The following is a 23,726-nucleotide window of genomic DNA, read 5'->3' on the forward strand; positions in this document are numbered from 1 at the left end:
GCTATGCGGGCACCGCCTGCCTGCCGGCCCGGTCGCGGGCAATGATGGTTTTCATGATCTGGGCCGTACCGTCGCCGATCTGAAAGCCCAGCACATCGCGCAGGCGTTGCTCCATCACGCCCCGGTCGTAGCCGCCATGGCCAAACATCAAGAGGCACTGGTGGATGCAGTCATAGGCGAGCTTGGGCGCCCACCATTTGCACATCGCCGCCTCGGCACTGTGGGGCTTGCCCTGGTCCTTGAGCCACAGCGCCTGCAGGCACAAAAGGCGTGCGGCGCTGACCTGCGTATCAAAATCCGCCAGCGGGTGCGACACGCCCTGAAAGGCCGACAAAGGCTTGCCAAAGGCCTGGCGCTGGGTAACGTACTGCCAGGCATCGTCGAGCGCCGCGCGTGCCACGGCCAGCACCTGCAAGCCAATCAGCGCGCGCGAATAGTCAAAGCCCTGCATCACCTGCACAAAGCCCTGGTTCTCGTCACCGAGGCGATGCGAGAGCGGCACGCGCACGTTGTCGAAGAACAGCGAGCCCCGGCCAATGGCACGCTGGCCATGGCAGTCGAAACGGCTGCGTGTGATGCCGGGCAAGTCCATCGGCACCAGCACGGCCGTTACACCATGCGCGCCCGATTCCACCGTGCCGGTACGGCCAAACACCACGGCGATATCGCACTGGTCTGCGGCGGAGATGGAGGTTTTCTCACCGTTGAGCACGTAGCCTTCTGCATCGCGCTCGATGCGCAGGCGCAGGCTGGCGGCGTCGGAGCCGCCGCGGGGCTCGGTCAGCGCTATGGCGCACAGTGCCTCGCCCGCCACCATTTTCTGCAACCAGGGCCGCGCCACAGCCGGTTGGCCATGGGCCGCCAGAATCTGCGCATTGAGCGATGCCAGCAGCGGTACATAGGACATGCTCAGGTCGGCACGCGCCAGCTCCTCATGCACCACGCCGGCAGCCAGGCAACCCAGGCCCTGCCCGCCCAGTGGCTCGGGCAGCTCGGGGGCAATCAGGCCCATCGCGCCCATCTCGCGCATCAGGCTGCGGTCCAGCACACGGGTCCGGTCGCGCTCCAGAAAGCCCGGCGCCACGCGCGCGTCAGCAAACCGGCGCACCGATGCGGCCAGGGTCATCAAGTCATCGTTCAGGTACGGGTTCATGGACACCTCTTGCGGCAGGCTGCGTTACTTGGCGTGTTTGCGAAAATCGGGCTTGCGCTTTTCCTTGAGCGCAGCCACGCCTTCGCGCGACTCGTCGGTGTCGTAATACAGCTTGAGCGCGTACATGCCCATGCCGGCGATGCCCGCCTGGTGCGCGGTGTCCATGTTGAAGCTGCGCTTGGCAATGGCAATCGCGGTGGGGCTGCGCTCGCAGATGGTCTCGGCCCATTCCTGCACCGTGGCATCGAGCTGCTCTGGTGCCACGCAGAGATTGGCCAGGCCTATCGCAACGGCCTCTTCGCCGGAATAACGCTTGTTCAGGTACCAGATCTCGCGCGCCTTTTTCTCGCCCACCACGCGCGCCAGGAACGCCGTGCCATAGCCGGGGTCGACCGAGCCCATCTTGGGCCCTACCTGGCCAAAGATGGCCTTGTCGGAGCAGATCGTCAGATCGCAGATGGTGCACAGCACATTGCCGCCGCCAATCGCATAGCCCTGCACGCGGGCAATCACCGGCTTGGGCACATTGCGGATGGCGTCGTGCAGCTCTTCCATCGGCAGGCCAATGGTGCCACGGCCATCGTAGTTGCCGTCGTGTGCCGACTGGTCGCCACCGGTGCAAAATGCCTTGTCGCCCGCGCCGGCCAGTACGATGCAGCCCACACTCCGGTCGTAGCCGGCCTTGTTCAGTGCGCGGATCAGCTCGTCGCAGGTGGTGCCGCGAAAGGCATTCATCTTCTCGGGCCGGTTGATGGTGATCCAGGCCACGTGGTTGCGCACTTCGTAGAGGATGTCTTCGAATTCCATGTCAGTCTCCTTGTGATTGGGGGGGCCTTCAACCGGCCATCGTGAGGCCGCCCGATACGCTGATGACCTGGCCGGTCACATACGCGGCATCGCTGGAGGCAAAGAACAGGATGGCGCCGGGCAAGTCCTCTGGCTGGCCGATGCGGCCCAGCGGGATCGCGCGGGTAAAGGCGTCGAGCAGCTTGTCGGGGTTGCCCGCGCCCTCCTTGTAGCTGGCAAACAAGGCGGTATCCGTCGGGCCGGGGCAGACCACGTTCACGGTGATGTTGTGGCGGGCATGCTCGCGCGCCAGGGTTTTGGACAGCGCCACCAGCCCGCCCTTGCAGGCGGCATAGACGGCCTCGCCCGAAGAGCCCACGCGCGCCGCGTCAGACGCGATGTTGACGACCCGGCCCGCCTTGCGCTCTGCCATGCGCGGCAGCACCGCGTGGTGCATGTGCAAGGCGCCCACCAGGTTGATGGCAATGAGCTGCTGCCATTCCCGTTCATGGGTCTTGGTAAAAGGTTTGAACACATCCCAGCCCGCGTTGTTGACCAGTACATCGATGGCCGCCCACTGCTCGGCCTGCTGCACGGCGGCATCCACACTGGCGCGATCCGTGATGTCGCAGGCCACCGCTTGTGCCAGGCCGCCGGCAGTTGCAATCGCATCGGCCACCGCCTGCGCGGCGCCCAGCTGCTTGTCGAGCACGGTCACCCGGGCGCCTTCACCAGCAAAGCGTTTGCAGGTCGCACCCCCAATGCCGCCACCGCCACCCGTTACTACAACATGTTGCCCATCAAAACGTGCCATGATTCCACCTTTCTTGCGCATTGCATCGTGTAATTAGACAATATATTTACACAAATGCCGTACCATGGCAATATCCCAATCATGAGCAAAACCGCCAAAACTCCTAGAGAAAACCCGAACCAGCTGCGCACCGACCTGGCCAACCGGCTGTACTTCAAGCTCTACCAATGCGCCAACATGTTGCATAAAACAGGCACCAAGGCGGTGGAAGCCCAGGGGCTGACCACACAGCAATGGGCGGTGATGGGGGCCCTGTCACGGCCAGAAACCGCAGAAGGCATGGGCATGGGGGAGTTGGCGCGCTATCTGTTGGTGAGCCGCCAGAACCTGACCGGTCTGCTGTCGCGCATGGAGGCCGCAGGCTATGTACACAGCGTGCCCGACCCGGCGGACAAACGCTCGCGCCTGGTGCAGCTCACCGCTGCCGGGCAGCAGGTGTGGCAGCACGATGCGGCCGAGTCGATTGGCCGCTATTACGAGCAAGCGCTGGAGGGCTTCTCGAGCAATGACATGGTGCACACCCTGCACTACCTGCTCAAGCTGCTGGACAACATGAAAGCGATCGATGCGCAGCAGAATGCGGGCAAGGAGGAGAGCTGAACGGAAAACGGATACGGCTGAACCAGCGCAATCGCGAGTTAGAGGATAGGCTTTATCGTGCAGATCATCCCGACTGCATGGCTCATTCGAGACTTCAATAATCAACTGTGATTACAGCCCCTTCTTCCCGCCGCCGGCTCTGGAAAGCGCGCGCGGGGCAATAAACAATCAGTAACCATAGCAACGAGCAATAACCGTCATCGCCTCCCAACCCCATGCCACACTCTCGGGTTTTGAAAATTGATAAGAGATGGAATAAATGCTCGGAAAAATAGAAAGTGCGCTGCTGTACCTGATGCGGCTGGTGATGGTGGTACTCGTGTTGTTCACCTTGTTCAACTTTGCGCTGTGGAGCTGGGGAGCTGCCCACAAACCCTCCCCCGAGACCGCCGCAGAAGACATGCACAAAGGCCGCGACTGGGCCGCGCTCAAAATCAGCGACGAAGAGCTGAAGAAGATCACCTATTCCGACTTTGGCTATGGTGACTCCAGCCAGGTCGTACACGATGACAAGCTGGCAGCAGACACTGCCGCAGTGGCAGCATTTGCAGAAGTCGATGCACTGGTACGTGCGGCCATTGAACGCAATCCGGTACAGCGCAAGAAACTTGAAGACGACAACAGCGAACGAGGCCTGGCACCTGCGCAGCCGCTGCCCGCACTGGTAGAGGCCATGCATGCCAAGGAGCGGGCCGGCAACGACATCGCCGCACTGGACGCGGCCACTGCGGCATCTGCCGCTGCCGAGGCAGCCGATGGCGATGGCTGGGAGCCCCAGCCCACCAGTATTGGCGAGGTGCTGCTGAACCAGACCCGCAGCATCATCAGCAGCTACAACTATGATGCAGGCCGCGCCTTCGTGCTGGGCGCGCCTGCGGCGCTCAAGACCCTGCTGGCGGACCCTCAGGTGCAGGCTGGCATCAGCAAGCAGACCGCATCCATTGCCGTCAGCAATCTGCTGCTCAACTACAACATGGTGTTCAGCGCCAAGGCGGGGGAGAGCGATGTGCAGACGGCGACGTCCGGCTGGCTGCAGCGTCTGATTGAACCCAGCAACCTGCTGGTGTTCACCGTGCTGCTGTGGTCATTCGTTTTCTTGATGATGATCGTGGTTTTCCTGCGTGTGGAGCGCCATCTGCGTGCGATGTCGCAGGACGGTAAGGCGCTGGCTCAGCGCTAGCCTTAGATCCATGGGCCTGCATGTTTGCACCCAGTCAGTGAAAACTGGCGGCAAAAGTGCATACCCATGGCAGCGTACAAAGACAAGATGCAATAACAACTATTTAACCGGCTTGAGGCTATTTTAAAAATAGAGCGTCATCTAAAAATATGCGCCACCCCATAGCCAAAATATTAACAAAGGGATACATAAAGCTGGTAATTTAGTGCGCATGAACTATTTGCCCATATCGGTACGAGTTCCTTTTCATTGGGGACTCAAGGCTTTTGTAGCAACAGCATATGGGGCATTTGCGCTGCCCTTGACCAGCTGGGCTGCATGCTCACCGCCCTCGCCCATGGGCACCGCAGGGGGCTCGGTTTTGTGCAGCGGCACAACGACAGGCCAGTACCAGATCAATGCGGCAAACGTTCAACTCACCAACGACGCCGCAGGTGATATGACGCTGAATGGCGCCAGTATTGGATTGATCTATGCGGTTGAGACAGCGGCGAACGGTGTGTTGGTTATCAATCAAGGCAAGATGACCTGGGATAATGCGCTCTATCTAATACCGGCGGGAGGCGGCAGAGCACTGGCCAATATTGGCTACCTGACCAACAACAATTTCAGCGCCGCCCGCTTCCGCAATGAAGCGGGCGCCAGCCTCGTCATGACTACCGCTAGCCCTGCGCTGACCAATAGTGGATTGGATGTGGTGGCGGTAGCAGCAAGCGCCGCAAATAGCCAAGCGACGGTGACCAACGCTGGCAGTATTACGTTTACCAATACGGCGACCGGCGCGAGTGTTTCGAACAATGTGATAGAGGTGCTTGCGCAAAATTTCACCGTAACCAATACGGGCGTGGTGAATTCCCAGTCTTCGGCAGACGCTTTTACCAACGGCTTTCAGCCGCGCATGTGGGACCCTGCAAGCGGTGGCAGTGGCAGCACCATCAATGCCGGGCAAATCCATGTCACCAACACCCATCCAACACGTACATTAGGCAGTACCGGAATTTACCAGCGCGCAACGGCCAGTTCCCTGGTAGAAAATAGCGGCAGTGTCAGCGTGGTCAATACCAGTGCTGGGGCCACGTCGGCGATAGGGGGCATAGCCATCATTGGTTACGCCAATAGCACCGGTCTCTCTCGCATCAACAACACCGGCAGCGTGATCGTCGACAGCCCCAGCAATTATGTATATGCCGCCCAATCGGGTGCTGCCAGTAACACCAATCCAGCCACGATTGACAACAGCGGACTGTTGGAGATCAAGTCCAGCACTGCCATTCCGGACCCTGCGTTCAGAGCTGCGGTGATGGTGCTCCCTTCCGCAGCCGGCTTGACGGCCTTGCAAACCATCAACAACAGCGCCAGTGGCATCATTCGCTCGGATCCACAAAGTTACGCCGTACTGGCCTATCAGGACGTGCCCGTGCATCTGAACAACGCAGGAACAGTGAGCGGATCCGTGTTTTTAAGTGGCGGCGCCGATACGCTGGTCCACACCGGCGGCTCGATAACCGGCAGCATCCATATGGGCGCAGGCAATGACAGCATGCAGGCGAGCGGGGGGACACTCGTCGGCATCACGGCCATGGACGAAGGCGACGACGCCCTCACCTTGCTTGCAGGCGTGGATGTGTCGCAAGCTCCCCAGTTTGATGGCGGTGCGGGTAACGACATCTTGACCTTGGATGGTGTAGCCATGCGCGGTTTCACCGGCAGCAATAATCTTGCCAACGGAAGCAACCTGACCCTTTGGGAAACGATCCACCTCGCCAATGCAGCAAACTTGCAGCTCAGCGGCTCGCTGTTCGAAAGTGGCGCAGCGGCGCAGCTCAATATCGATGGTGCAGCCACACTCAATGCCAGCGCTGCCCAAGGTACCTTCAGCGTGTATGGCAGCATCGCGAGTGCGGGCACCATCCGCCTCGCGGATGCCAGCGCGGCTGCGGATGATCGCCTGACGCTCACAGGCAACTTCAGTGGCACAGCCAGCAATGTGGTGGTCCTCGACACGGTACTCGGCGACAGCAACTCTGCGTCTGATGTGCTGGAAGTCAACGGCAGCACCAGCGGAGCCAGCACCTTGCGCATCGTGAATGCCAACGGATTGGGCGCCGTCACCAGCGGCAATGGCATTCTGGTGGTCAAGGTCGATGGCGCATCCGATGCCGTGTTTAGCTTGGAGGGCGGCAGCATCAGTGCTGGTGGCTTCAGCTATACCTTGAACAAGGTAGGCAATAACTGGTATCTGCAATCCATGTTGCTGGCTCCTACCGTCAGCGTTGCCTGCACGCCTGCGCAGCTGTTTGATTCTGTCAACCAGGTCAGCACCTGCACCTTGACGCTCTCGCAAGCGGCTCCGGCGCAAGGGCTCAGCGTGAACTTGAATCTTCCCGCCGCCAATCCACGCTACAGCACCTCCTGCCCTCAGAGCATCACCATACCAGCGGGCGCTTCGACCGCGACTTGCACCATCGTGGCAACCCCCAATACCGACCCGAATGACGGCGACGTCCTTGCAGAGCTGTCAATCGCGCCAGCCACTGCTGCGGGCAGCTATGAGCCAGCAGGCACTCCCGCACAGGTGCTGGTCAGAGACGACGACAACGGGGGGGCCGCCGTCAAGGCAGTTCCTTCCTCTGGGTACGGCAGCTTGCTACTGCTGTCTCTCAGCCTTAGTGGGGCAGGCATGCTGCTGGCTCGCCGCCAACAACAGCAGGCAGTAGCGCACCAGAAAACGCATTAGGGATCCACAAAACGCGGTCACGTTGCCGGTATCGCCCTCCCCGCAAAGGCCACCCTTTCGGCAAAACCTGAATCGATCCGGAAGTCTGAGAAAGGTCGCCGCATGCTGGAGTCCAAGCCACCTGGTACGGCATTGCGCCCCCGCCATACGATGCACGGGCGCACAGCCGCTTCAAAAACTGAAGGGCATCATTGATCCACCATGCAAACGGATCTTTTGGTGATTGGGAAGATGCTTGGCATGGTATCTCCCGGGTCATTGCGCTGTTTCGCGGTGCCAGCGCAGGCTTAAAAATCCTAGCACCAGTGCGAACACTGTCAGCAAGACGAGCACCAACCCGCCCAGCTTCGGAGTGGGCCTGGACCAAACGCCGACCGCTTGCTCGCTCACCGCACCCATGCTGTGTCGTACACGGTGGAAAACCGTCTCGTCATCTTGCGCACTGCCAAGCGGAGGGGCATGCGCATCGGTGCCAGGCAAAGCCACACCCTGCGCCCAGGCACTGGCCAGACGGCTTGCATGGGGTCCAGGGCCAACAGCCGACACTTGCTGCAAGCGCAGCAGGTTGTAGTTCTCTGGCGCATCTCTGGTCGATGCAGCAGCAGGCAGGGCATGCATCAGCACGCAGCCCAAAGCCAGCAACCACCCCAAGATCGAAAGCCTGTACAACCTCATTTCAGCAGCCATATACAGAAATTAACAATATGGCTAACTATCGGACTGCGCCTACCAACGGTCAATCCCCAAAAATAGTGAATATGTACTACGTTCACTCGGAGCGCTACAGGCCGTTCGCTGTGATATCTGCATGCCATCAACGGAGAGGATGACCAAGAGCTGACTGGCCCAACCAGCCCCTGGTCCAGTCCGCTTGGTTCAACGGACCAAAAAAATCTGTAAATGGTTCAAGATTGCGTGCTACAATCGATGGCTTAGCGGCTGTAGCTCAGCTGGATAGAGTACTTGGCTACGAACCAAGGGGTCGTGGGTTCGATTCCTGCCAGCCGCACCAAACGTCAAGCCTCAGAGTAGCAATGCTCTGAGGCTTTTTCGTTGCTGGGGCGGGCGCCACATTGATCCAACCGCCCCATGAAAAAAGCCGATCTCCATCCAGGAGACCGGCTTGAAACCCGCACAGCGACAGTGCGCGGACGGTTTATTTGGTCGGGCGAATCAGCACATACTGCGTCCACTCACCCCGGCGGAACAGCACATTGACGGGCTTGGACTTGTCAGCCTTGGCAACAGCCGCGTCGAACTGCTTGACGTCATTGATCTCGGTATTGGCAATACCCAGGATCACATCGCCTTGCTTCAGACCGGCACGGGCAGCAGCCTCATCAGCCGAGACAATCTGCACACCGCCCTTGAGATGCATGGACTTGCGCTGTGCATCGGTCAGGTCGGTAACCACCAGACCCAGCTGCTGCGCTGCAGTCGAAGGTTTGGCCTTCTCTGGCTCCTTGCTCGAAGCAGCAGCATCTGCATTGGCGTCTGACGGAATTTCGATGATGGTGATCGGCAGGTCCAAGGTCTTGCCACGGCGGAATACGGTGACCGTGCTCTTGGAGCCTGGCTTGGTGTTACCCACCCAACGCGGCAGATCGGCCAGCTTCTCCAGCGGCTTGCCGTCGAACTTGGTGATGATGTCACCCGCCTCCACACCAGCCTTCTCGGCAGGCGAGCCACTTTCCACGCCGGTCACCATCGCCCCTTGGGCCTTGCCCAGGCCAATCGATTCGGCCACATCCTTGCTGACGGTGGAAATCTGCACCCCAATCTTGCCGCGCACCACGCGGCCGGTGGCGCGCAACTGGTCGCTCACGCGCACCGCTTCATCGATGGGAATCGAGAACGAGATGCCCATAAAGCCGCCCGAGCGTGAGTAGATCTGGCTGTTGATACCCACGACCTCGCCACGCATGTTCAGCAGCGGGCCGCCGGAGTTACCGGGATTGATGGCCACATCGGTCTGGATAAAGGGCAGGTAATCACCAGTGTCGCGCTGCTTGGCGGACACAATGCCGGCGGTCACCGAGTTCTCCAGCCCAAACGGCGAGCCGATCGCCATGACCCACTCACCCACGCGCAGGCGGTTCACGTCGCCAATCTTGACGGCAGGCAGGCCTGTGGCCTCGATCTTCACCACCGCCACATCGGTGCGCTTGTCGGCGCCGACGATCTTGGCCTTGAACTCGCGCTTGTCGGTCAGGGTCACGATGACTTCATCGGCGCCATCGACCACATGCGCATTGGTCATCACATAGCCGTCTGCCGTCAGGATGAAGCCGGAGCCCAGGCCGCTGGGCACCTCATCGCCATCCGCGCCTGGGCGCTGCGGGCGTTGTTGCTTGGGGATGCTGGGGACAGGCAGGCCAAAGCGCTTGAAAAACTCCAGCATCTCGGGATCGAGACCACTTTGCGCTTGGCGGCTGGAGACCTTTTCCATCGTGCGAATATTGACCACCGATGGCCCGACCTGGTCGACCAGGTCAGTGAAATCAGGCAAGCCACGCACGACCGCAGGCGCGGGGGTTTGGGCTGCCGCTGGCAGCATCATCGCGCTGCTGACGGACAGGATGGCCGCCAGTGCGCTGATCTGAAAAGGCTTCCAACGCTTTAGAGACATATCACTCCTCAATTTGACAATGGGGGCGGCGCAGCATCTGCAGGGACCCAAGCCACTTGCAATGGCGCCGTGCCGCAATTGGAGGGGCCATCTGCCTCAAGGTTCCAAGCGTGCATCACCATCAGATAGGCAGCAAACCACAGGTTTCAAGCCTCTGGCGCTAAAAGTCATAAAAAAACACCTGCACAGCAGGTGTTTTTGGAGGAAATCAGCGCCTGATCAGCACAGGCGCGAGGCCTTGTCGGCACAGCCATCACTGCGCTTTTCTGCATTGAAGGTGGCATTGCGCAAGAAGCCAGCCGGCATTTGCAGGTTGGCAGTAACGCCAATCTGACCGCGTGCCGCCAGCAACTCGTCAAGGCGCGGATCACGCAGCATGATCGTGGAGTTCTGGCCGACCGTCACTTGCTGCTGGACCAGCCCCTGGGCATTAGACCCCGCTGCAGGCCGGCCAGAAGCCGCCGAAGCGACCACCTGGGGAGCAGCGGCTGACGCGATCTGCTGGCGTCCATCATTGCCCGAGCCGTTCGACAGCAGGCCCACACTGTTCCAGCCCACCATGGCGACAGCAGCCACCGTGGCAAAGCCGGCCACCATCTTCCAGCGGAAGACCGAATGGTTGGCAGCATCCTGCACGGCGGCAGGTGTGACAGCCTGCGCAGCGGCCGTGGCCACTGCGGGCACGGCCACATCGCCTGGTGCGGGCTGTCCCTGGGCCACCAACGGTGGCTCCAGCGCAATCTTGGCATTCAATGCATTCAGGAATGCCAGGCTGTCAGAGCACGGCGCATGCGCCGTGCGCATCAGGTCGCCAATGACCTGGTAGGACTGCACCGAGGCGTAGCAATCCGCATCGTCTGCCAGATCCGGCAACGCGGCCAGCAGCTGGCTCAGCGTCTGGTCATCCAATTCACCGTCGATCCAGGCGGACAGCTGCTCACAGGCAGCCTGTGTGCTCTTGTTCAATGCTTGGTTTTCGAGATTCATAGCCATATTCCTAGCGGGCCCCAGGCCCTTGCAGCCAGTCATCACTCTCATATCAGCTACCAACGCTTGCCAGACTGGCGTTCAAGCATGGGCTTTACCTTGGCGGAAATCGCCTCGCGGGCACGAAAGATTCGCGACCGCACGGTACCGATGGGGCAATCCATCGCAGCGGCGATGTCTTCGTAAGACATGCCTTCAATCTCACGCAGCACGATCGCCTGGCGCAGGTCCTCGGGCAACGCATCCATCGCGGTATTGACCGCCTGGGCAATTTCCTGGGCGGCAATAACCGTTTCCGGCGTTTCATCTGTGGTTAGTTCGCGCCCGGGCACATAAGTTTCATCGTCATCGTCTTTTCCGCGCAGCGCGCTTTCGGTCATCACCGGATTGCGGCTGAGCTCGACCATCGCCTTCTTGGCGGTATTGACGGCAATCCGGTACAGCCAGGTGTAGAACTGCGCGTCTCCCCGAAACTGCGGGAGTGCACGATAGGCACGCAAGAAAGTCTCCTGGGCCAGGTCAGGCACCAGATCCACATCGCGCACCATGCGTCCGATGAGGCGTTCAATGCGTCGCTGGTACTTGAGTACCAGCAGGCCATAGGCTTTTTGATCTCCTGCCACCGTGCGCTGCACCAGGTGCAGATCGCTGTCATTTGCATTCGGGGTACTGGCCGTTGGCGTTCCCGTCATAAAAGAGGCCCTCTTGGCTACAAGCTTGCAGCTATTGTTGTGGTTGTTCAGCTGTAGGCTTACACCTGATGGATGTTCTGCGGTTCAGCGGCAAGGGACGAGTATAAAACCCGACGAATATCCGGCCAACGCTCTGGATTAGAGGCTTTCACCACCAGCAGCCACTGACTGCGTCCATCGTTTTGCAGCGGCCAGGCCTGCAGCAAAATCCAGCTTTGCCCATCCATCAGCACGGCCAACTGTGCCAGCGCTTGGCGGTGTGCCGATGCCAGCGGGCCTTGCCCGAGGCACCACTGAGAGCCTGTCCAGCACAAACAAGTTCCCTGCGGCCACAGCGGCATACGACAGGTGATCGCCATGGCGAGTACCAACACAGCCACGGCCAGGGCACGCTGCCAGGCAGAAGGGGCGGCCACATGCATCCAGACGAAACCCAGCACAGTCGTGAGCCCCACCCAGCACGCCAATAGCAGACGGATGCGCGAAGGACTCGCCAGCACCCAAGTCTGCGGCGCCATCATTGCGCGGGAGCCGTGATGCTGTCCCATGAGGAGGCGCTGAATAGAGACATCACCCCATTGTGCAATACGGCGCTCCGGCATGGCGCAGGGCAAACCCCTGCGGGGAGCACGCGACGCCCTTGCGTTGCCCATGCCCGCCAAAAACGACAAAGGCCTCTGCAGCAGAGGCCTTATCGAGGCATATCAGAAGTGGCGCCGAGACGCCCGCCTCATCACACCCGTTTGAACACCAGCGTACCGTTGGTGCCGCCAAAACCGAAGTTGTTCTTGACGGCAATGTCCAGCTTGGCGTCACGCGCCGTGTTCGCACAGTAGTCCAGATCACATTCCGGATCCTGGTCCACCAGGTTGATGGTCGGGGGAATCTTCTGGTCCTTCAATGCCATGACGGTAAAGACGCTCTCCAGGCCGCCAGCACCACCGAGCAAATGCCCGGTCATCGATTTGGTCGAGCTGACCACCATCTTCTTGGTATGGTCACCCATGGCCGCCTTGATGGCATTGGTTTCGTTGAGGTCTCCCAGCGGCGTGGACGTGCCGTGGGCATTGAGGTAGTCCACCTGGTCGGCATTGACGCCTGCATTGCGCAGGGCAGCCAGCATGGCGCGGCGTGGGCCGTCCATGTTGGGCGCGGTCATGTGACCGGCGTCAGCGCTCATGCCATAACCCAGCAGCTCGGCATAGATCTTGGCACCACGGGCCTTGGCGTGTTCGTACTCTTCAAGCACCACAATACCGGCGCCCTCACCCAGTACAAAGCCGTCACGGCCCTTGTCCCAGGGGCGCGATGCCGCCTTGGGATCGTCATTGCGTGTGGACAGTGCACGCATCGCTGCGAACCCTCCCACACCCAACGGGGAAACAGTGGCTTCGGAGCCGCCTGCAATCATCACGTCGGCATCGCCGTACTCGATCATGCGGCCAGCTTCACCGATACAGTGCAAGCCGGTCGTGCAAGCGGTCACCACCGACAGGTTCGGGCCCTTGAAGCCAAAACGCATCGATACATGGCCTGCGACCATATTGATAATGGACGCGGGAACAAAGAAAGGCGTGATGCGACGCGCACCACGGCGCTCATATTCACCGTGTGTGTTCTCGATCAGCGGCAGGCCACCGATACCCGAACCGATCACACAGCCAATACGAGTTGCGAGCTCTTCATCCAGTGCCTCGCCCGAAGGCAGGCCGGCGTCTTTCACAGCCTCTTGGGCTGCGGCGATGCCGTAGTGAATGAAGGAGTCCATCGTGCGTGCTTCCTTGGCACTCATATAGGACTCAAGATCGAAACCCTTCACCTCACCCGCAATCTTGCAGCTGAAATCCGTGGTGTCGAACTTGGTAATGAGGTCAATGCCGGATTGACCGGCCAAAATGTTGGACCAGGCTTCAGCAACCGTGTTACCCACGGGGCTGATGCAACCCAGACCAGTCACGACGACGCGACGGCGACTCATGCGTTACAACTTTCTTGTTGATCTCTCGGAAGATTGGCAGCAAGACACTTGCGCCCCAGGGGCGCCAAGTGCATGCGCAATCAATTAAGCCTTTTGGTGGCTGTTGGCGTAGTCGATGGCGTTCTGCACCGTCGTGATCTTCTCTGCGTCTTCGTCAGGGATCTCGATCTCGAACTCATCTTCCAAAGCCATCACCAGTTCCACGGTGTCCAGCGAGTCAGCGCCCAGGTCGGCCACGAAGGCCTTTTCGTTCGTTACTTGAGACTCTTCCACGCCGAGTTGTTCGGCGATGATTTTCTTGACACGTGCTTCGATATCGCTCATGGTTTCCCTCTGGGGGTTGTGAATGAACCCGCGATTCTAGCTGCTTCAGCAATACCTGAGTGCAACTTGCCGTCGCGAGGAAACGGCATTCAACTTTCGTCAAATCTACATATACATGCCGCCATTGACATGCAACTCCTGTCCGGTCACATAACCGGCACCGTCTGAGGCCAAATAGACCACAGCGTTGGCAATGTCTTGCGGCTGTCCCAGCTTGCCCAAGGCAATCTGCGACTGCAGTGCTTTCTTCTGCTCTTCGGGCAACTGGGCCGTCATATCGGTCTCGATGAAACCAGGCGCCACGCAGTTGACCGTAATGCCACGGCTGCCCAGCTCCTTGGCCAGCGAGCGCGTCATACCTGCCACACCCGCCTTGGCGGCCGCGTAGTTGGCCTGACCGGCATTGCCGGATGCGCCCACCACACTGGTGATGCTGATGATACGGCCAAAACGCTGCTTCATCATCGGACGGATGGCAGCGCGGCTGGCACCGAACACGGCCTTCAGATTGGTACCCAGCACGGCATCCCAGTCGTCATCCTTCATGCGCATGGCCAGGGTGTCGCGGGTGATACCGGCATTGTTGACCAGCACATGCAGACCGCCCTGGGTCTTGACCAGGCTGTCGATCAGCGCTTCGACGGCAGCGCCATTGTTCACATCCAGCGCAACGCCGTGCGAGCCGGCAAAGGCCGACAGCGCTTGCGAGATCTTGGCAGCGCCGTCTTCGGTCGTTGCCGTGCCGATCACCTGGTAGCCGGCTGCGCCGAGCGCCTGGGCGATGGCCGCGCCAATACCGCGCGATGCGCCGGTAACCAGGGCGACTTTGGCTGTGGAGGTGGTTTCAGTCATGCGATGGCTTCTTTGGTTTCTTGCAAGGTGGCGGGGTCGTACAGAGCCACACCGACGAGTTCAGGGTCAATGCGCTTGGTCATGCCGGTCAGCACCTTGCCCGGGCCGCACTCGACCAGATGGGTGGCGCCCAGCGCACGCAGGCGCTGCACACATTCAACCCAGCGCACGGGGCCAAAGGCCTGGCGGTACAGCGCATCACGGATGGCATCGGCCTCGCTGGGCATCGCCACATCGATATTGTTGAGTACAGGAATCCGGGGCGCAGCCAGTTGCAGCTCGGCCAGCGCAAGCTTGAGCTTTTCAGCAGCGGGCTTCATCAGGCTGGAATGGAAAGGTGCCGACACCGGCAGCGGCAGCGCGCGCTTGGCACCCGCTTCCTTCACGGCCAGGCTGGCCGCTTCCACCGCGGCCTTGGAGCCGGCGATGACGGTCTGACCGGGGTCGTTGAAGTTCACCGCCTCGACGACCTCAGCGCCACCCAGCTGGGCAGTCACCTGGGCGCACACGGCCTTGACCTTCTCGGCATCCAGACCCAGCACGGCAGCCATGGCACCGGCGCCGACGGGCACGGCCTCCTGCATCGCAGCACCACGCAGGCGCACCAGCGGCGCGGCCTGGCTCAAGGTCAATACACCAGCAGCCACCAGTGCCGAATACTCGCCCAGCGAGTGGCCTGCAACGGCCATCGGCTGTGGGCCGCCTTCGGCCTGCCAGACACGCCATGCGGCAACACCCGCGACCAGCATCACCGGCTGGGTGTTGGCGGTCAGTGCCAGCGTTTCCTTGGGGCCGTTCTGGATCAGCGCGCCCAGGTCCTCACCCAGCGCATCCGAGGCTTCTTGCAAAGCCTGGACAACGGCGGGGTGGCCACCCCAGGCATCGAGCATGCCCACGGACTGCGAGCCTTGGCCCGGAAATACAAATGCAAAAGCGCTCATGTCTCGGTTCAAATCAGTTTTTTATCAATCGGCGGATGGCAGCAGTCTCGGCAAAGCCGAGCCATGCTACATGGTCAGCAGCACGGCGCCCCAGGTGAAGCCACCGCCCACGCCTTCCAGCATCACATTCTGCCCAGGCTTGACCTGGCCGCTGCGCACCGCATGGTCCAGCGCCAGCGGGATCGAAGCTGCCGAGGTGTTGCCATGCTGGTCCACCGTGACGACCACCTTCTCAGGGGCAAGCTTGAGCTTGCGCGCCGTGCTCATCATGATGCGCAGGTTGGCCTGGTGCGGGATCAGCCAATCGATATCGGCTTCCTGCATATCGGCTTTTTCGAGCGCAGCGCGCGCGGCCTTGTCCAGCACACCAACGGCGAGCTTGAACACGGCCTGGCCATCCATGCGCAGCAGCGGCGAGCCAATCACCTGGCCGCCCGAGACATTGCCCGGCACGCACAGAATGTCGACATGGCTGCCATCGGCATGCAGCTCGGTGGCCAGAATGCCGGGCTTGTCAGAGGCTTCGAGCACCACGGCGCCGGCACCATCGCCAAACAGCACACAGGTGGTGCGGTCATTGAAATCAAGAATGCGGCTGAACACCTCGGCACCCACCACCAGCACACGCTTGGCGCTGCCGGACTTGATCATCGAGTCCGCCACCGTCAGCGCATAGACGAAGCCGCTGCACACCGCCTGCATGTCAAACACCGGGCAGCCATTGGCGATGCCCAGCTTGTTTTGCAGAATCGCGGCGGTCGACGGGAACACCATGTCCGGCGTCGAAGTGGCGACGATGATCAGGTCGATATCGGTGGCCTGGATGTTGGCAGCCTGGAGGGCGTTCTTCGACGCCTCCAGCGCCAGATCGCTGGCTACCACATCGGGCGCTGCAAAATGGCGCGCCTTGATGCCAGTGCGCTCCACAATCCACTCGTCGGAGGTTTCCAGACCGCGCGTGGCCATTTCAGCGGCCAACTCATCATTGGTGACACGACGGGGCGGCAGGTAGCTGCCAGTGCCGATAATGCGGGAATAAATACTCATCGAATTCAGGTAGGAGACGTCACGGTTTTGGCAGCAGCAGCGCTGTCTGCCGACATCAGCAGGGGCGCTGCCGTCTGAATCTTGGTCTGCACACGCCCCAGCAAATCATTGCGGGCGGCATCATAGGCGCGCCGCAAGGCATGCTCATACGCCACCGCGTCGGCCGAGCCATGGCTTTTGAAAACCAGGCCGCGCAATCCGAGCAATGCAGCCCCATTGTAGCGGCGGTGGTCCACCCGCTTCATCAAGCGCGCCAGCACCGGGTAAGCGATCACTGCGGCGATCTTCGTGAGCAGGTTGCGCTTGAACTCCTGCTTGAGCCCGTTGCTGATCATGCTGGCCACGCCTTCGCTGGCCTTGAGCGTGACATTGCCGACAAAGCCATCACAGGTCACGATATCCACCGTGCCCTTGAAGATGTCATTGCCTTCGACATTGCCGTAAAAGTTGAGATAACCCGATTGGCCAGCCGTGCGCAGCAGCTCGCCGGCACGCTTGATGACCTCGCTGCCCTTGATGGCTTCTTCACCAATATTGAGCAGGCCGACGGTGGGGTTTTCGGTGTTTTCGAGGGCGCTGACCAACGCAGAGCCCATGACAGCAAACTGCAGCAGATGCTCTGCCGTGCAGTCCACATTGGCGCCCAGGTCCAGCACCGTCGTGGCGCCGCCCTGGGCATGGGGAAGCTGGGTGGCGATAGCCGGGCGGTCGATGCCCTCCATCGTCTTGAGCACATAACGGGCAATGGCCATCAGCGCGCCGGTATTGCCCGCCGATACGGCCGCCAGTGCGGCGCCTGTCTTCACCTGGCTGATGGCTACCCGCATCGAAGAATCCTTCTTCTTGCGCAGCGCCACTTCCACCGGGTCATCCATAGTGACCACTTCGCTGGCAGGCACGATGGTCGCACGCTCGTGCTGAAAAGACTGCAATGCCTCCGCCTGCCCGACCATCAGCAGATGGGCATCCGGGTGGCTATCCAAAAACTTCCTGCATGCGGGCAGCGTGACACGGATACCTGCGTCCCCACCCATGCAATCGACGGCCAGTGTGATCATTCGTTCGGTAATTCTTTGACGTTGTTCGCACCGAGTTCCAGTCCGCCGCGCCCCGCGCCGCTTCCTGGCAAGCAATAAAAAAGGCCCGCGCTACTATGTAGCTGCGGGCCTTTTTTATACAGCTATGGCTTAGGCTTCCGACTTGTTCTTCAGCACTTGGCGGCCACGGTAGAAACCGTTGGGGCTGATGTGGTGGCGCATATGGGTTTCGCCGGTGGTAGGCTCCACAGCGATACCAGGCACATTCAGTGCGTTGTGCGAACGGTGCATGCCGCGCTTGGAAGGGGATTTCTTGTTTTGTTGAACAGCCATGATGGCTCCTGAGTCTTGAAAGGGTTGGTGACATGGCCTGCGCAATCACAAACGCATGCCCTAAATTTACGCGACTAGCCCATTAAAGACACGAGGGATTCGCGCGAAGCCTCAAATTATAGCAAAGATCGCAAGCAGGCTTCAAGCCACCCACACTAGGATTAGTTTTTATCGATACGCAGCGATGCCAGCGCCGCAAAAGGATTGGCTTTTTCCGCAGGGCGGTCGTCGAAATCCTGGGTGGCGGACTCCAGCTTCACATCGACCGGGCAGACATCGTGCATCGGCACCATGGGCAAGGCCATCAGCAGCTCGTCCTCGATCAGCTCCAGCGCATCGATCTGGGGCGCCAGCACCAGCACGTCCTCTTCGCTTTCATCGTCCAGCGCGGCCGCCGTGGCCTCGTCCTTCACAAAGCGGAAGGAGCGGCTGCTCTCGACGGCCACATCCACCGGGCGCATGCAGCGCTGGCACTGCAGCTGCATCCCGGTTTCGGCATGCAGATGCAGCCAGGCCTGGCCTGCGCCACCAGCCGATTCCACCCATTCACCATCCAGCACCCAGCGCACAGGCTCGGCCGCAGCGGCCTGGCCGCGCTGGTCTTCAGCCAGCAAACGTGCCAGCTGCCCCAGGGGCAGCTCGCCTTCCAGCGCCGCGTTTTGGTGGGCAAAGGCCTTGATCTCAAGGCGATTGACTGAAAATTCCTTTGTCATGCGCGCCAGTGTAAGAGAATCTGGGCATGTCTGAATCCCTGATGCCCCGCGCCCTTGTACTGGGCTCCACCTCCCGCTACCGGCGAGAGCTTCTGTCGCGTTTGCGCCTGCCCTTCGAGACGGCCGCCCCCGATGTGGACGAAACCCCACAGCCCGGCGAGAGCCCGGCCGCGCTGGCGCTGCGGCTGGCGCTGGCCAAGGCCCATGCGGTGGCCGCCCAGTACCCCGATGCCATCGTGATCGGCTCGGACCAGGTGGCCGACCTGCATGGCCAGCCCTTGGGCAAACCGATGGTGCATGACAAGGCGGTGGAGCAGTTGCGCGCGATGAGCGGACAAAGCATGCAGTTCCACACCGCTGTGGCCGTGGTCTGCAAGGCCAGCGGCTTTGCGCAGGCGGATACCGCCGTGGTGCGCACCGTGTTCCGCCCGCTCGATGATGCCGAGATTGAGCGCTACCTGCGCGCCGAGACCCCCTATGACTGCGCTGGCAGCGCCAAGAGCGAAGGCCTGGGTATCACCTTGCTCGATGCCATCGAAAGCGACGACCCCACCGCCTTGATCGGCCTGCCCCTGATCCGCACAGCCCGTTTGCTGCGCGCTGCCGGATTGCTGTTGCCATGACCCAACAAACCACCAAAGGCCGCCTCTTCCTGGTGCCCACTCCCCTCGATTTCGGCTGCGCCACCGAGGCGCCGCTGACCGATGTACTGCCGCTGCACACCGTGCAAGCCGCCGCCCGCATCACCCACTGGGTTTGCGAGAACGCCAAAAGCTGCCGCGCTTTTTTGAAGCGGGTGGATGCCGTTGCACCGCTGGCGCTGCCACTGCAACAGCAAACCATTGCCGAGCTGCCGCGCGAAGCCCATAAAAAAGGCGACCACAATCCGCAGACCGCCGCCAGCAGCGACAGCAGCAGCCTGGTTGCCGCCGCACTGCAAGGCCATGATGTGGGCCTGGTCAGTGAGGCGGGCATGCCTGCGATTGCCGACCCTGGCAGCTCGGTGGTGCGCGCCGCGCACGACGCGGGCATCGATGTGGTGCCGCTGGTCGGCCCCACCTCGCTGCTGCTGGCACTGGCCGCCAGTGGCCTCAATGGCCAGAACTTTGCGTTTGTCGGCTATGTACCCAGCGATGCCTCCGACCGCAGCGCCCGCCTGCGCGAGCTGGAGCAGCTGGCGCTGCGCCAGGGCCAGACGCAGATCTTCATCGAGACCCCCTACCGCAACCAGGCCCTGCTGGGCGCGCTGCTGCAAACCTTGCAGCCCAACACGCGCCTGTCCATCTCCAGCGGACTGACCTTGGAGAGCGCCAACACACAAAGCCGCCTGGTCAAGCAGTGGAAGCCGCTCAACACCAGCCTGGACAACCGCACCCCGATGGTATTTGCGATTGGCCGTTGAAGGCCGTTAAAGGCTGCAGCCCTTGCGGCTGCGACCATGAAAAAAGCGGTGCCAAGGCACCGCTTTGTCATTCAACCATGGACCTTGTCAGCGCACACTGGGCAGCAGCGACATGGAGCGCAAGGTACCCACGGCCCCCGCGCCCACCGAGGCACCAAAACGCTTGGCAAAGCGCTCGGCCACATTGTCGCGGCGCGTGTAGTCGACGACCTCTTCCGCACCAACGACATCGCGGGCCACCTGGTCGAGACTGCCCAGGCCATCGGCCAGGCCCAGCTTCACGGCCTCTTGCCCGGTCCAGAACAGGCCGCTGAAGGTATCATCGGTTTCCTTGAGACGGTCACCCCGGCCCTGGCGCACCACCTGGATGAACTGCTGGTGGATCTGGCCCAGCATCTGCTGCGCATAGGCCTTTTGCTTGTCATTCATCGGGCTGAACGGGTCCAGCATGCCCTTGTTCGCGCCAGCGGTGAGCAAGCGGCGCTCCACACCCAGCTTGTCCATCGTTCCGGTAAAGCCAAAACCATCCATCAGCACACCAATGCTGCCGACGATGCTGGCTTTGTCCACATAGATGCTGTCGGCCGCAGAAGCGATGTAGTAGGCGGCCGACGCACAGGACTCCTCGACCACGGCGTACATGGGCTTCTTGTACTGGGCCTTGAGGCGCACGATCTCGTCATTGATCATGCCCGCCTGAACGGGGCTGCCACCAGGCGAATTGATCAACAGCACCACGGCCTTGGCGCCATCGTCCTCGAAAGCGGTGCGCAGCGCGGCAATGACAAATTCGGCACTGGCGTCCGCACCGGAAGCGATCTCACCCTTGAGTTCCACCACCGCAGTGTGCTCGGAGGAGGTTTTGGCGGCCGAGCCATCCGAGCCAAACAGGTAGCTGCCCAATGCAATCACCAAACCCAGCCAGACCAGGCGGAAGAAAATCTTCCAGCGCCGAGCGGCGCGCTGCTCCTTGAGCGTGTCAAAAGCCAGGCGCTCCAGCACCGAGCGCTCCCAGCCCGGGCTGGGAGCTGCGGCAGCGGCGGGCGCCGCAGCGGCCGTCTGCCCCCACAGGTCGGGCGCCGGCGGCGGATTGTGCTGAGGATGGTTATCCATGGGGTTCATCTTAAAAATCAACAGGTTGGAGACGGTTATCCGGGTGCCAATAGACCACGCCATCGCTCTCACTCAGCGCAACCTTGACCAAACCGCCACGACAGGGGCCGCCGGCACAGGCTCCAGTATCGGGCACATAGGCCGCGCCGTGGGTAGCACAGAGCAACCAGTTACCTGTGTCGTCGAAAAAACGCCCCGGCTGGTAGTCCATCTCCATCGCCACATGGGTGCAGCGGTTCAAGTAGGCGTGCACGCCATCGTGGTAGCGGATCGCAAAGGCCTGGCAGGCCTGACCGGCGTACAGAACATCAAAGGCAACCGCCCGTCCGCCGTGCACCAGCGCATCGCTCTGGCACAGGGCCAGCATGGGGGCCGGAACTTCTGCCATCACCACACCTGTTCACCGCGTCTCATCTGACTGTACATACAGACAGTGATTGCACCATAGCTAGGCATGATCCGCCATCCATTGTTGCAGTTCAGCAACGGAATGGGCCACATACAAAGGCTTGAAGGCCTCAAACCCACCGTAATGGTGCGCCCCATAGCTCACACCCACGCTGGCACAGCCGGCATTGACGGCCATTTGCAGGTCATGCGTGGTGTCGCCCACCATCAACATCCGCTCAGGCGCCACATCCAGCTCGGCCATCAGCTCCTGCAGCATCAGCGGGTGGGGCTTGCCTGCTGTCTCGTCCGAGGTGCGCGTCGCATGGAAGCGCCCCTTGAGCAAGGTCGTATCCAGCACCCGGTCCAACCCATGGCGGTTCTTGCCGGTGGCAACGGCCAACAGGTGGCCGCTGGCGGTCAGCTGGTCCAGCAGTTCCAGAACGCCCTCGAACAAGGTCACCTGCTCCTGGCGCTTGAGGAAATGCAGTCGGTAGCGATTGGTCAGCGCCACCATCTGGTCTTCCGGCACATCGGGCGCGGCATGGCGCAGCGCGCTTTGCAGGCTCATGCCGATGACATACTGGGCTTCTACCAGGCTGGGCACCGTACCGCCCACATCCCGCACCGCGTCCTGGATCGACAGCGCAATCGCCGCCGTCGAATCAAACAAGGTGCCATCCCAGTCAAAGGCGATCAGGTCAAATTGGCGGGCCATCGGGTGTTCTTTCTATATCTGTCACAAAACTGATTCACCGGCCGCCGAGGCTGCCGCCACAAAATCCGCCAGCTCCGGCGGTAACTCTGCGCCCAGTTGCACACGCTCTGCCGTCTGCGGGTGGTTGAACTGCAGGCGCCAGGCGTGCAGAAACATACGCTTGAGGCCGTGCTTGGCCAGGCGCTTGTTCAGATCGAAGTCGCCATATTTCTCGTCGCCGGCAATCGCATGGCCACTGCTGGCCAGGTGCACGCGAATCTGGTGGGTGCGGCCGGTCTTGATCGTCACCTCCAGCAGGCTCATCGCCGGCAGGCCCAGCGGGTGCCGGGCTGCAAACACCTGCTGCACCTTGACCAGCGAGACCGAGCGCATACCCTCGGGGTCGTCGGCCGTCGTGGCGCGCACGCGGCGCTCTCCGTCGGGCAGCAGGTATTTGCGCAGCGGTGTATCGATCACCTTCTTGTTGGCTGGCCATTCACCGATGACCAGAGCCAGATAGGTCTTGCCCGTCTCGCGCTCACGGAACTGGTCCTGCAGATGGGTCAGGGCCGAGCGCTTCTTGGCCACCAGCAAAATGCCCGAGGTTTCGCGGTCCAGCCGGTGCACCAGCTCCAGAAAGCGGGCATCCGGGTGGGCACGGCGCAGCTGCTCGATGACGCCAAAGCTGACGCCCGAGCCGCCATGCACCGCCACACCGGCGGGTTTGTTGATCGCCAGCATGACATCGTCATCGAGCAACAAGGGAAACTCCCTAGCTGGCACGGCGCGCTCGGCTTCCTCGGGCTTGGCCGCGACGCGTACCGGTGGAATCCGGACCACATCGCCCGGTTGTACGCGAGTGTCCGCTGTCGTGCGGCCCTTGTTGATACGGACTTCACCCTGGCGGATGATGCGGTAGATATGGGTCTTGGGTACGCCCTTGAGGTGGCGCATCAGAAAATTGTCCAGGCGCTGGCCTGCGTCGTCGGGGTGGACCTCGACCAGCCTTACAGCCACTGGGGGTGCTTGTGGACTACGGGGCTCGCCCGGTTTGCCCCCTATAATATGTTTCACCTGCGCGATAGAGTTATTGGTTTACCGGTGAGCAGTTTAATTCACCCACCAGTACCCGCACAGGCCGGTCGATGTCTGGCTGATCGCCTTGCCGCCCCACCTGCATACCAAAAGATTGCGCAGGGGACGCCAAGTGAATCAGGCGGACAGACACATTGAAACAACGAAAAAACAGATTTTTGGCGACCGCTGTCGCAAAGGCCTGCAACCAGGCCCCGCTCAGCTGATCGTCTTCACACCAACATGTTGA

The 23,726-nt window shown here is 61.2% G+C and carries 25 protein-coding genes and 1 tRNA gene; 6 read left to right on the forward strand and 20 right to left on the reverse strand.

The window, feature by feature from the left end; translation table 11 throughout:
- Position 1: 1 nt before the first annotated feature.
- From aliB to AB7A72_RS03765, 3 genes are read right to left on the reverse strand one after another with little or no spacing between them, the layout of a single operon-like run.
- Entirely contained in the window at positions 2-1,153 is a 1,152-nt protein-coding gene (aliB, locus tag AB7A72_RS03755) for a cyclohexanecarboxyl-CoA dehydrogenase (RefSeq protein WP_369459044.1), read from the reverse strand.
- 24 nt (positions 1,154-1,177) lie between these two features.
- On the reverse strand, positions 1,178-1,960 hold the full coding sequence (gene badI / locus AB7A72_RS03760) for a 2-ketocyclohexanecarboxyl-CoA hydrolase (RefSeq protein ID WP_369459045.1): 783 nt from the start codon (positions 1,958-1,960) through the stop codon (positions 1,178-1,180).
- Positions 1,961-1,988: 28 nt separating this feature from the next.
- Entirely contained in the window at positions 1,989-2,753 is a 765-nt protein-coding gene (locus AB7A72_RS03765; RefSeq protein ID WP_312461763.1) for a glucose 1-dehydrogenase, read from the reverse strand.
- An 81-nt stretch (positions 2,754-2,834) separates the two neighbouring features.
- On the opposite strand from AB7A72_RS03765, the gene AB7A72_RS03770 reads away from it, so the two are divergent.
- The 3 genes from AB7A72_RS03770 to AB7A72_RS03780 all read left to right on the forward strand — a co-directional run bounded on the left by AB7A72_RS03770 (position 2,835) and on the right by AB7A72_RS03780 (position 7,270).
- The gene (locus AB7A72_RS03770) at positions 2,835-3,353 is read left to right on the forward strand and encodes a MarR family winged helix-turn-helix transcriptional regulator (protein ID WP_312461762.1); all 519 of its coding nucleotides are present in this window, start codon (positions 2,835-2,837) and stop codon (positions 3,351-3,353) included.
- Between the two features lie 259 nt (positions 3,354-3,612).
- Positions 3,613-4,533 carry a hypothetical protein gene (locus AB7A72_RS03775; protein WP_369459046.1) on the forward strand — a complete coding sequence of 307 codons (921 nt, stop codon included), beginning with the start codon at positions 3,613-3,615 and terminating at the stop codon, positions 4,531-4,533.
- 337 nt (positions 4,534-4,870) lie between these two features.
- Positions 4,871-7,270, forward strand: coding sequence for an autotransporter outer membrane beta-barrel domain-containing protein (locus tag AB7A72_RS03780; RefSeq protein ID WP_369459047.1), 2,400 nt, complete (start codon positions 4,871-4,873; stop codon positions 7,268-7,270).
- A 255-nt stretch (positions 7,271-7,525) separates the two neighbouring features.
- Here AB7A72_RS03780 and AB7A72_RS03785 read toward each other — a convergent pair whose 3' ends face one another.
- A complete protein-coding gene (locus tag AB7A72_RS03785; protein WP_369459048.1) occupies positions 7,526-7,957 on the reverse strand; it encodes a hypothetical protein in 432 nt (143 codons plus the stop codon).
- Between the two features lie 248 nt (positions 7,958-8,205).
- Here AB7A72_RS03785 and AB7A72_RS03790 point away from each other — a divergent pair.
- Positions 8,206-8,282, forward strand: a tRNA-Arg gene (locus AB7A72_RS03790).
- Between the two features lie 144 nt (positions 8,283-8,426).
- Here AB7A72_RS03790 and AB7A72_RS03795 read toward each other — a convergent pair.
- From AB7A72_RS03795 to AB7A72_RS03850, 12 genes are all read right to left on the reverse strand, one after another.
- Positions 8,427-9,899: a DegQ family serine endoprotease gene (locus tag AB7A72_RS03795; protein WP_373450759.1), complete on the reverse strand. Its 1,473-nt coding sequence runs from the start codon at positions 9,897-9,899 to the stop codon at positions 8,427-8,429.
- 219 nt (positions 9,900-10,118) lie between these two features.
- Positions 10,119-10,886, reverse strand: coding sequence for a sigma-E factor negative regulatory protein (locus AB7A72_RS03800; protein WP_369459049.1), 768 nt, complete (start codon positions 10,884-10,886; stop codon positions 10,119-10,121).
- A gap of 56 nt (positions 10,887-10,942) precedes the next feature.
- Positions 10,943-11,578 (reverse strand): RNA polymerase sigma factor RpoE, encoded by a 636-nt coding sequence (gene rpoE / locus AB7A72_RS03805; protein WP_182343191.1) that lies wholly within the window; start codon positions 11,576-11,578, stop codon positions 10,943-10,945.
- 59 nt (positions 11,579-11,637) lie between these two features.
- Positions 11,638-12,180, reverse strand: a complete 543-nt coding sequence (locus tag AB7A72_RS03810; RefSeq protein ID WP_369459050.1) for a hypothetical protein — start codon at positions 12,178-12,180, stop codon at positions 11,638-11,640.
- 131 nt (positions 12,181-12,311) lie between these two features.
- Complete coding sequence (gene fabF, locus AB7A72_RS03815; RefSeq protein ID WP_369459051.1) at positions 12,312-13,556, reverse strand: beta-ketoacyl-ACP synthase II; 1,245 nt, start codon at positions 13,554-13,556, stop codon at positions 12,312-12,314.
- An 84-nt stretch (positions 13,557-13,640) separates the two neighbouring features.
- Entirely contained in the window at positions 13,641-13,880 is a 240-nt protein-coding gene (acpP, locus tag AB7A72_RS03820; protein ID WP_021027954.1) for an acyl carrier protein, read from the reverse strand.
- 105 nt (positions 13,881-13,985) lie between these two features.
- The gene (fabG, locus tag AB7A72_RS03825) at positions 13,986-14,732 is read right to left on the reverse strand and encodes a 3-oxoacyl-ACP reductase FabG (protein WP_369459052.1); all 747 of its coding nucleotides are present in this window, start codon (positions 14,730-14,732) and stop codon (positions 13,986-13,988) included.
- On the reverse strand, positions 14,729-15,673 hold the full coding sequence (fabD, locus tag AB7A72_RS03830; protein ID WP_369459053.1) for an ACP S-malonyltransferase: 945 nt from the start codon (positions 15,671-15,673) through the stop codon (positions 14,729-14,731). The genes fabG and fabD overlap by 4 nt, the downstream gene beginning before the upstream one ends.
- Before the next feature lie 66 nt (positions 15,674-15,739).
- On the reverse strand, positions 15,740-16,720 hold the full coding sequence (locus tag AB7A72_RS03835) for a beta-ketoacyl-ACP synthase III (RefSeq protein ID WP_239810966.1): 981 nt from the start codon (positions 16,718-16,720) through the stop codon (positions 15,740-15,742).
- 5 nt (positions 16,721-16,725) lie between these two features.
- The gene (gene plsX / locus AB7A72_RS03840; protein ID WP_312461754.1) at positions 16,726-17,778 is read right to left on the reverse strand and encodes a phosphate acyltransferase PlsX; all 1,053 of its coding nucleotides are present in this window, start codon (positions 17,776-17,778) and stop codon (positions 16,726-16,728) included.
- 129 nt (positions 17,779-17,907) lie between these two features.
- The gene (gene rpmF / locus AB7A72_RS03845; RefSeq protein WP_021027949.1) at positions 17,908-18,090 is read right to left on the reverse strand and encodes a 50S ribosomal protein L32; all 183 of its coding nucleotides are present in this window, start codon (positions 18,088-18,090) and stop codon (positions 17,908-17,910) included.
- 161 nt (positions 18,091-18,251) lie between these two features.
- The gene (locus AB7A72_RS03850; RefSeq protein WP_369459054.1) at positions 18,252-18,803 is read right to left on the reverse strand and encodes a YceD family protein; all 552 of its coding nucleotides are present in this window, start codon (positions 18,801-18,803) and stop codon (positions 18,252-18,254) included.
- Between the two features lie 26 nt (positions 18,804-18,829).
- Here AB7A72_RS03850 and AB7A72_RS03855 point away from each other — a divergent pair, with 26 nt between their 5' ends.
- Together AB7A72_RS03855 and AB7A72_RS03860 are read left to right on the forward strand one after the other, a co-directional pair.
- Positions 18,830-19,426: a Maf family nucleotide pyrophosphatase gene (locus AB7A72_RS03855; RefSeq protein ID WP_312417303.1), complete on the forward strand. Its 597-nt coding sequence runs from the start codon at positions 18,830-18,832 to the stop codon at positions 19,424-19,426.
- A complete protein-coding gene (locus AB7A72_RS03860; RefSeq protein WP_369459055.1) occupies positions 19,423-20,205 on the forward strand; it encodes an SAM-dependent methyltransferase in 783 nt (260 codons plus the stop codon). The genes AB7A72_RS03855 and AB7A72_RS03860 overlap by 4 nt, the downstream gene beginning before the upstream one ends.
- Before the next feature lie 87 nt (positions 20,206-20,292).
- On the opposite strand, the gene AB7A72_RS03865 is transcribed toward AB7A72_RS03860, so the two are convergent.
- From AB7A72_RS03865 to AB7A72_RS03880, 4 genes are read right to left on the reverse strand one after another with little or no spacing between them, the layout of a single operon-like run.
- On the reverse strand, positions 20,293-21,327 hold the full coding sequence (locus tag AB7A72_RS03865) for a S49 family peptidase (protein ID WP_312529192.1): 1,035 nt from the start codon (positions 21,325-21,327) through the stop codon (positions 20,293-20,295).
- A 1-nt stretch (position 21,328) separates the two neighbouring features.
- Positions 21,329-21,706 carry a Rieske (2Fe-2S) protein gene (locus AB7A72_RS03870; RefSeq protein WP_312461751.1) on the reverse strand — a complete coding sequence of 126 codons (378 nt, stop codon included), beginning with the start codon at positions 21,704-21,706 and terminating at the stop codon, positions 21,329-21,331.
- A gap of 60 nt (positions 21,707-21,766) precedes the next feature.
- Entirely contained in the window at positions 21,767-22,423 is a 657-nt protein-coding gene (locus AB7A72_RS03875) for an HAD-IA family hydrolase (RefSeq protein ID WP_369459056.1), read from the reverse strand.
- A gap of 21 nt (positions 22,424-22,444) precedes the next feature.
- Positions 22,445-23,476, reverse strand: coding sequence for an RluA family pseudouridine synthase (locus AB7A72_RS03880; protein WP_239810958.1), 1,032 nt, complete (start codon positions 23,474-23,476; stop codon positions 22,445-22,447).
- Between the last annotated feature and the right edge of the window lie 250 nt (positions 23,477-23,726).

The organism is Comamonas sediminis, assembly GCF_041107495.1.
In the GTDB taxonomy this organism is placed as follows: domain Bacteria; phylum Pseudomonadota; class Gammaproteobacteria; order Burkholderiales; family Burkholderiaceae_C; genus Comamonas; species Comamonas sediminis.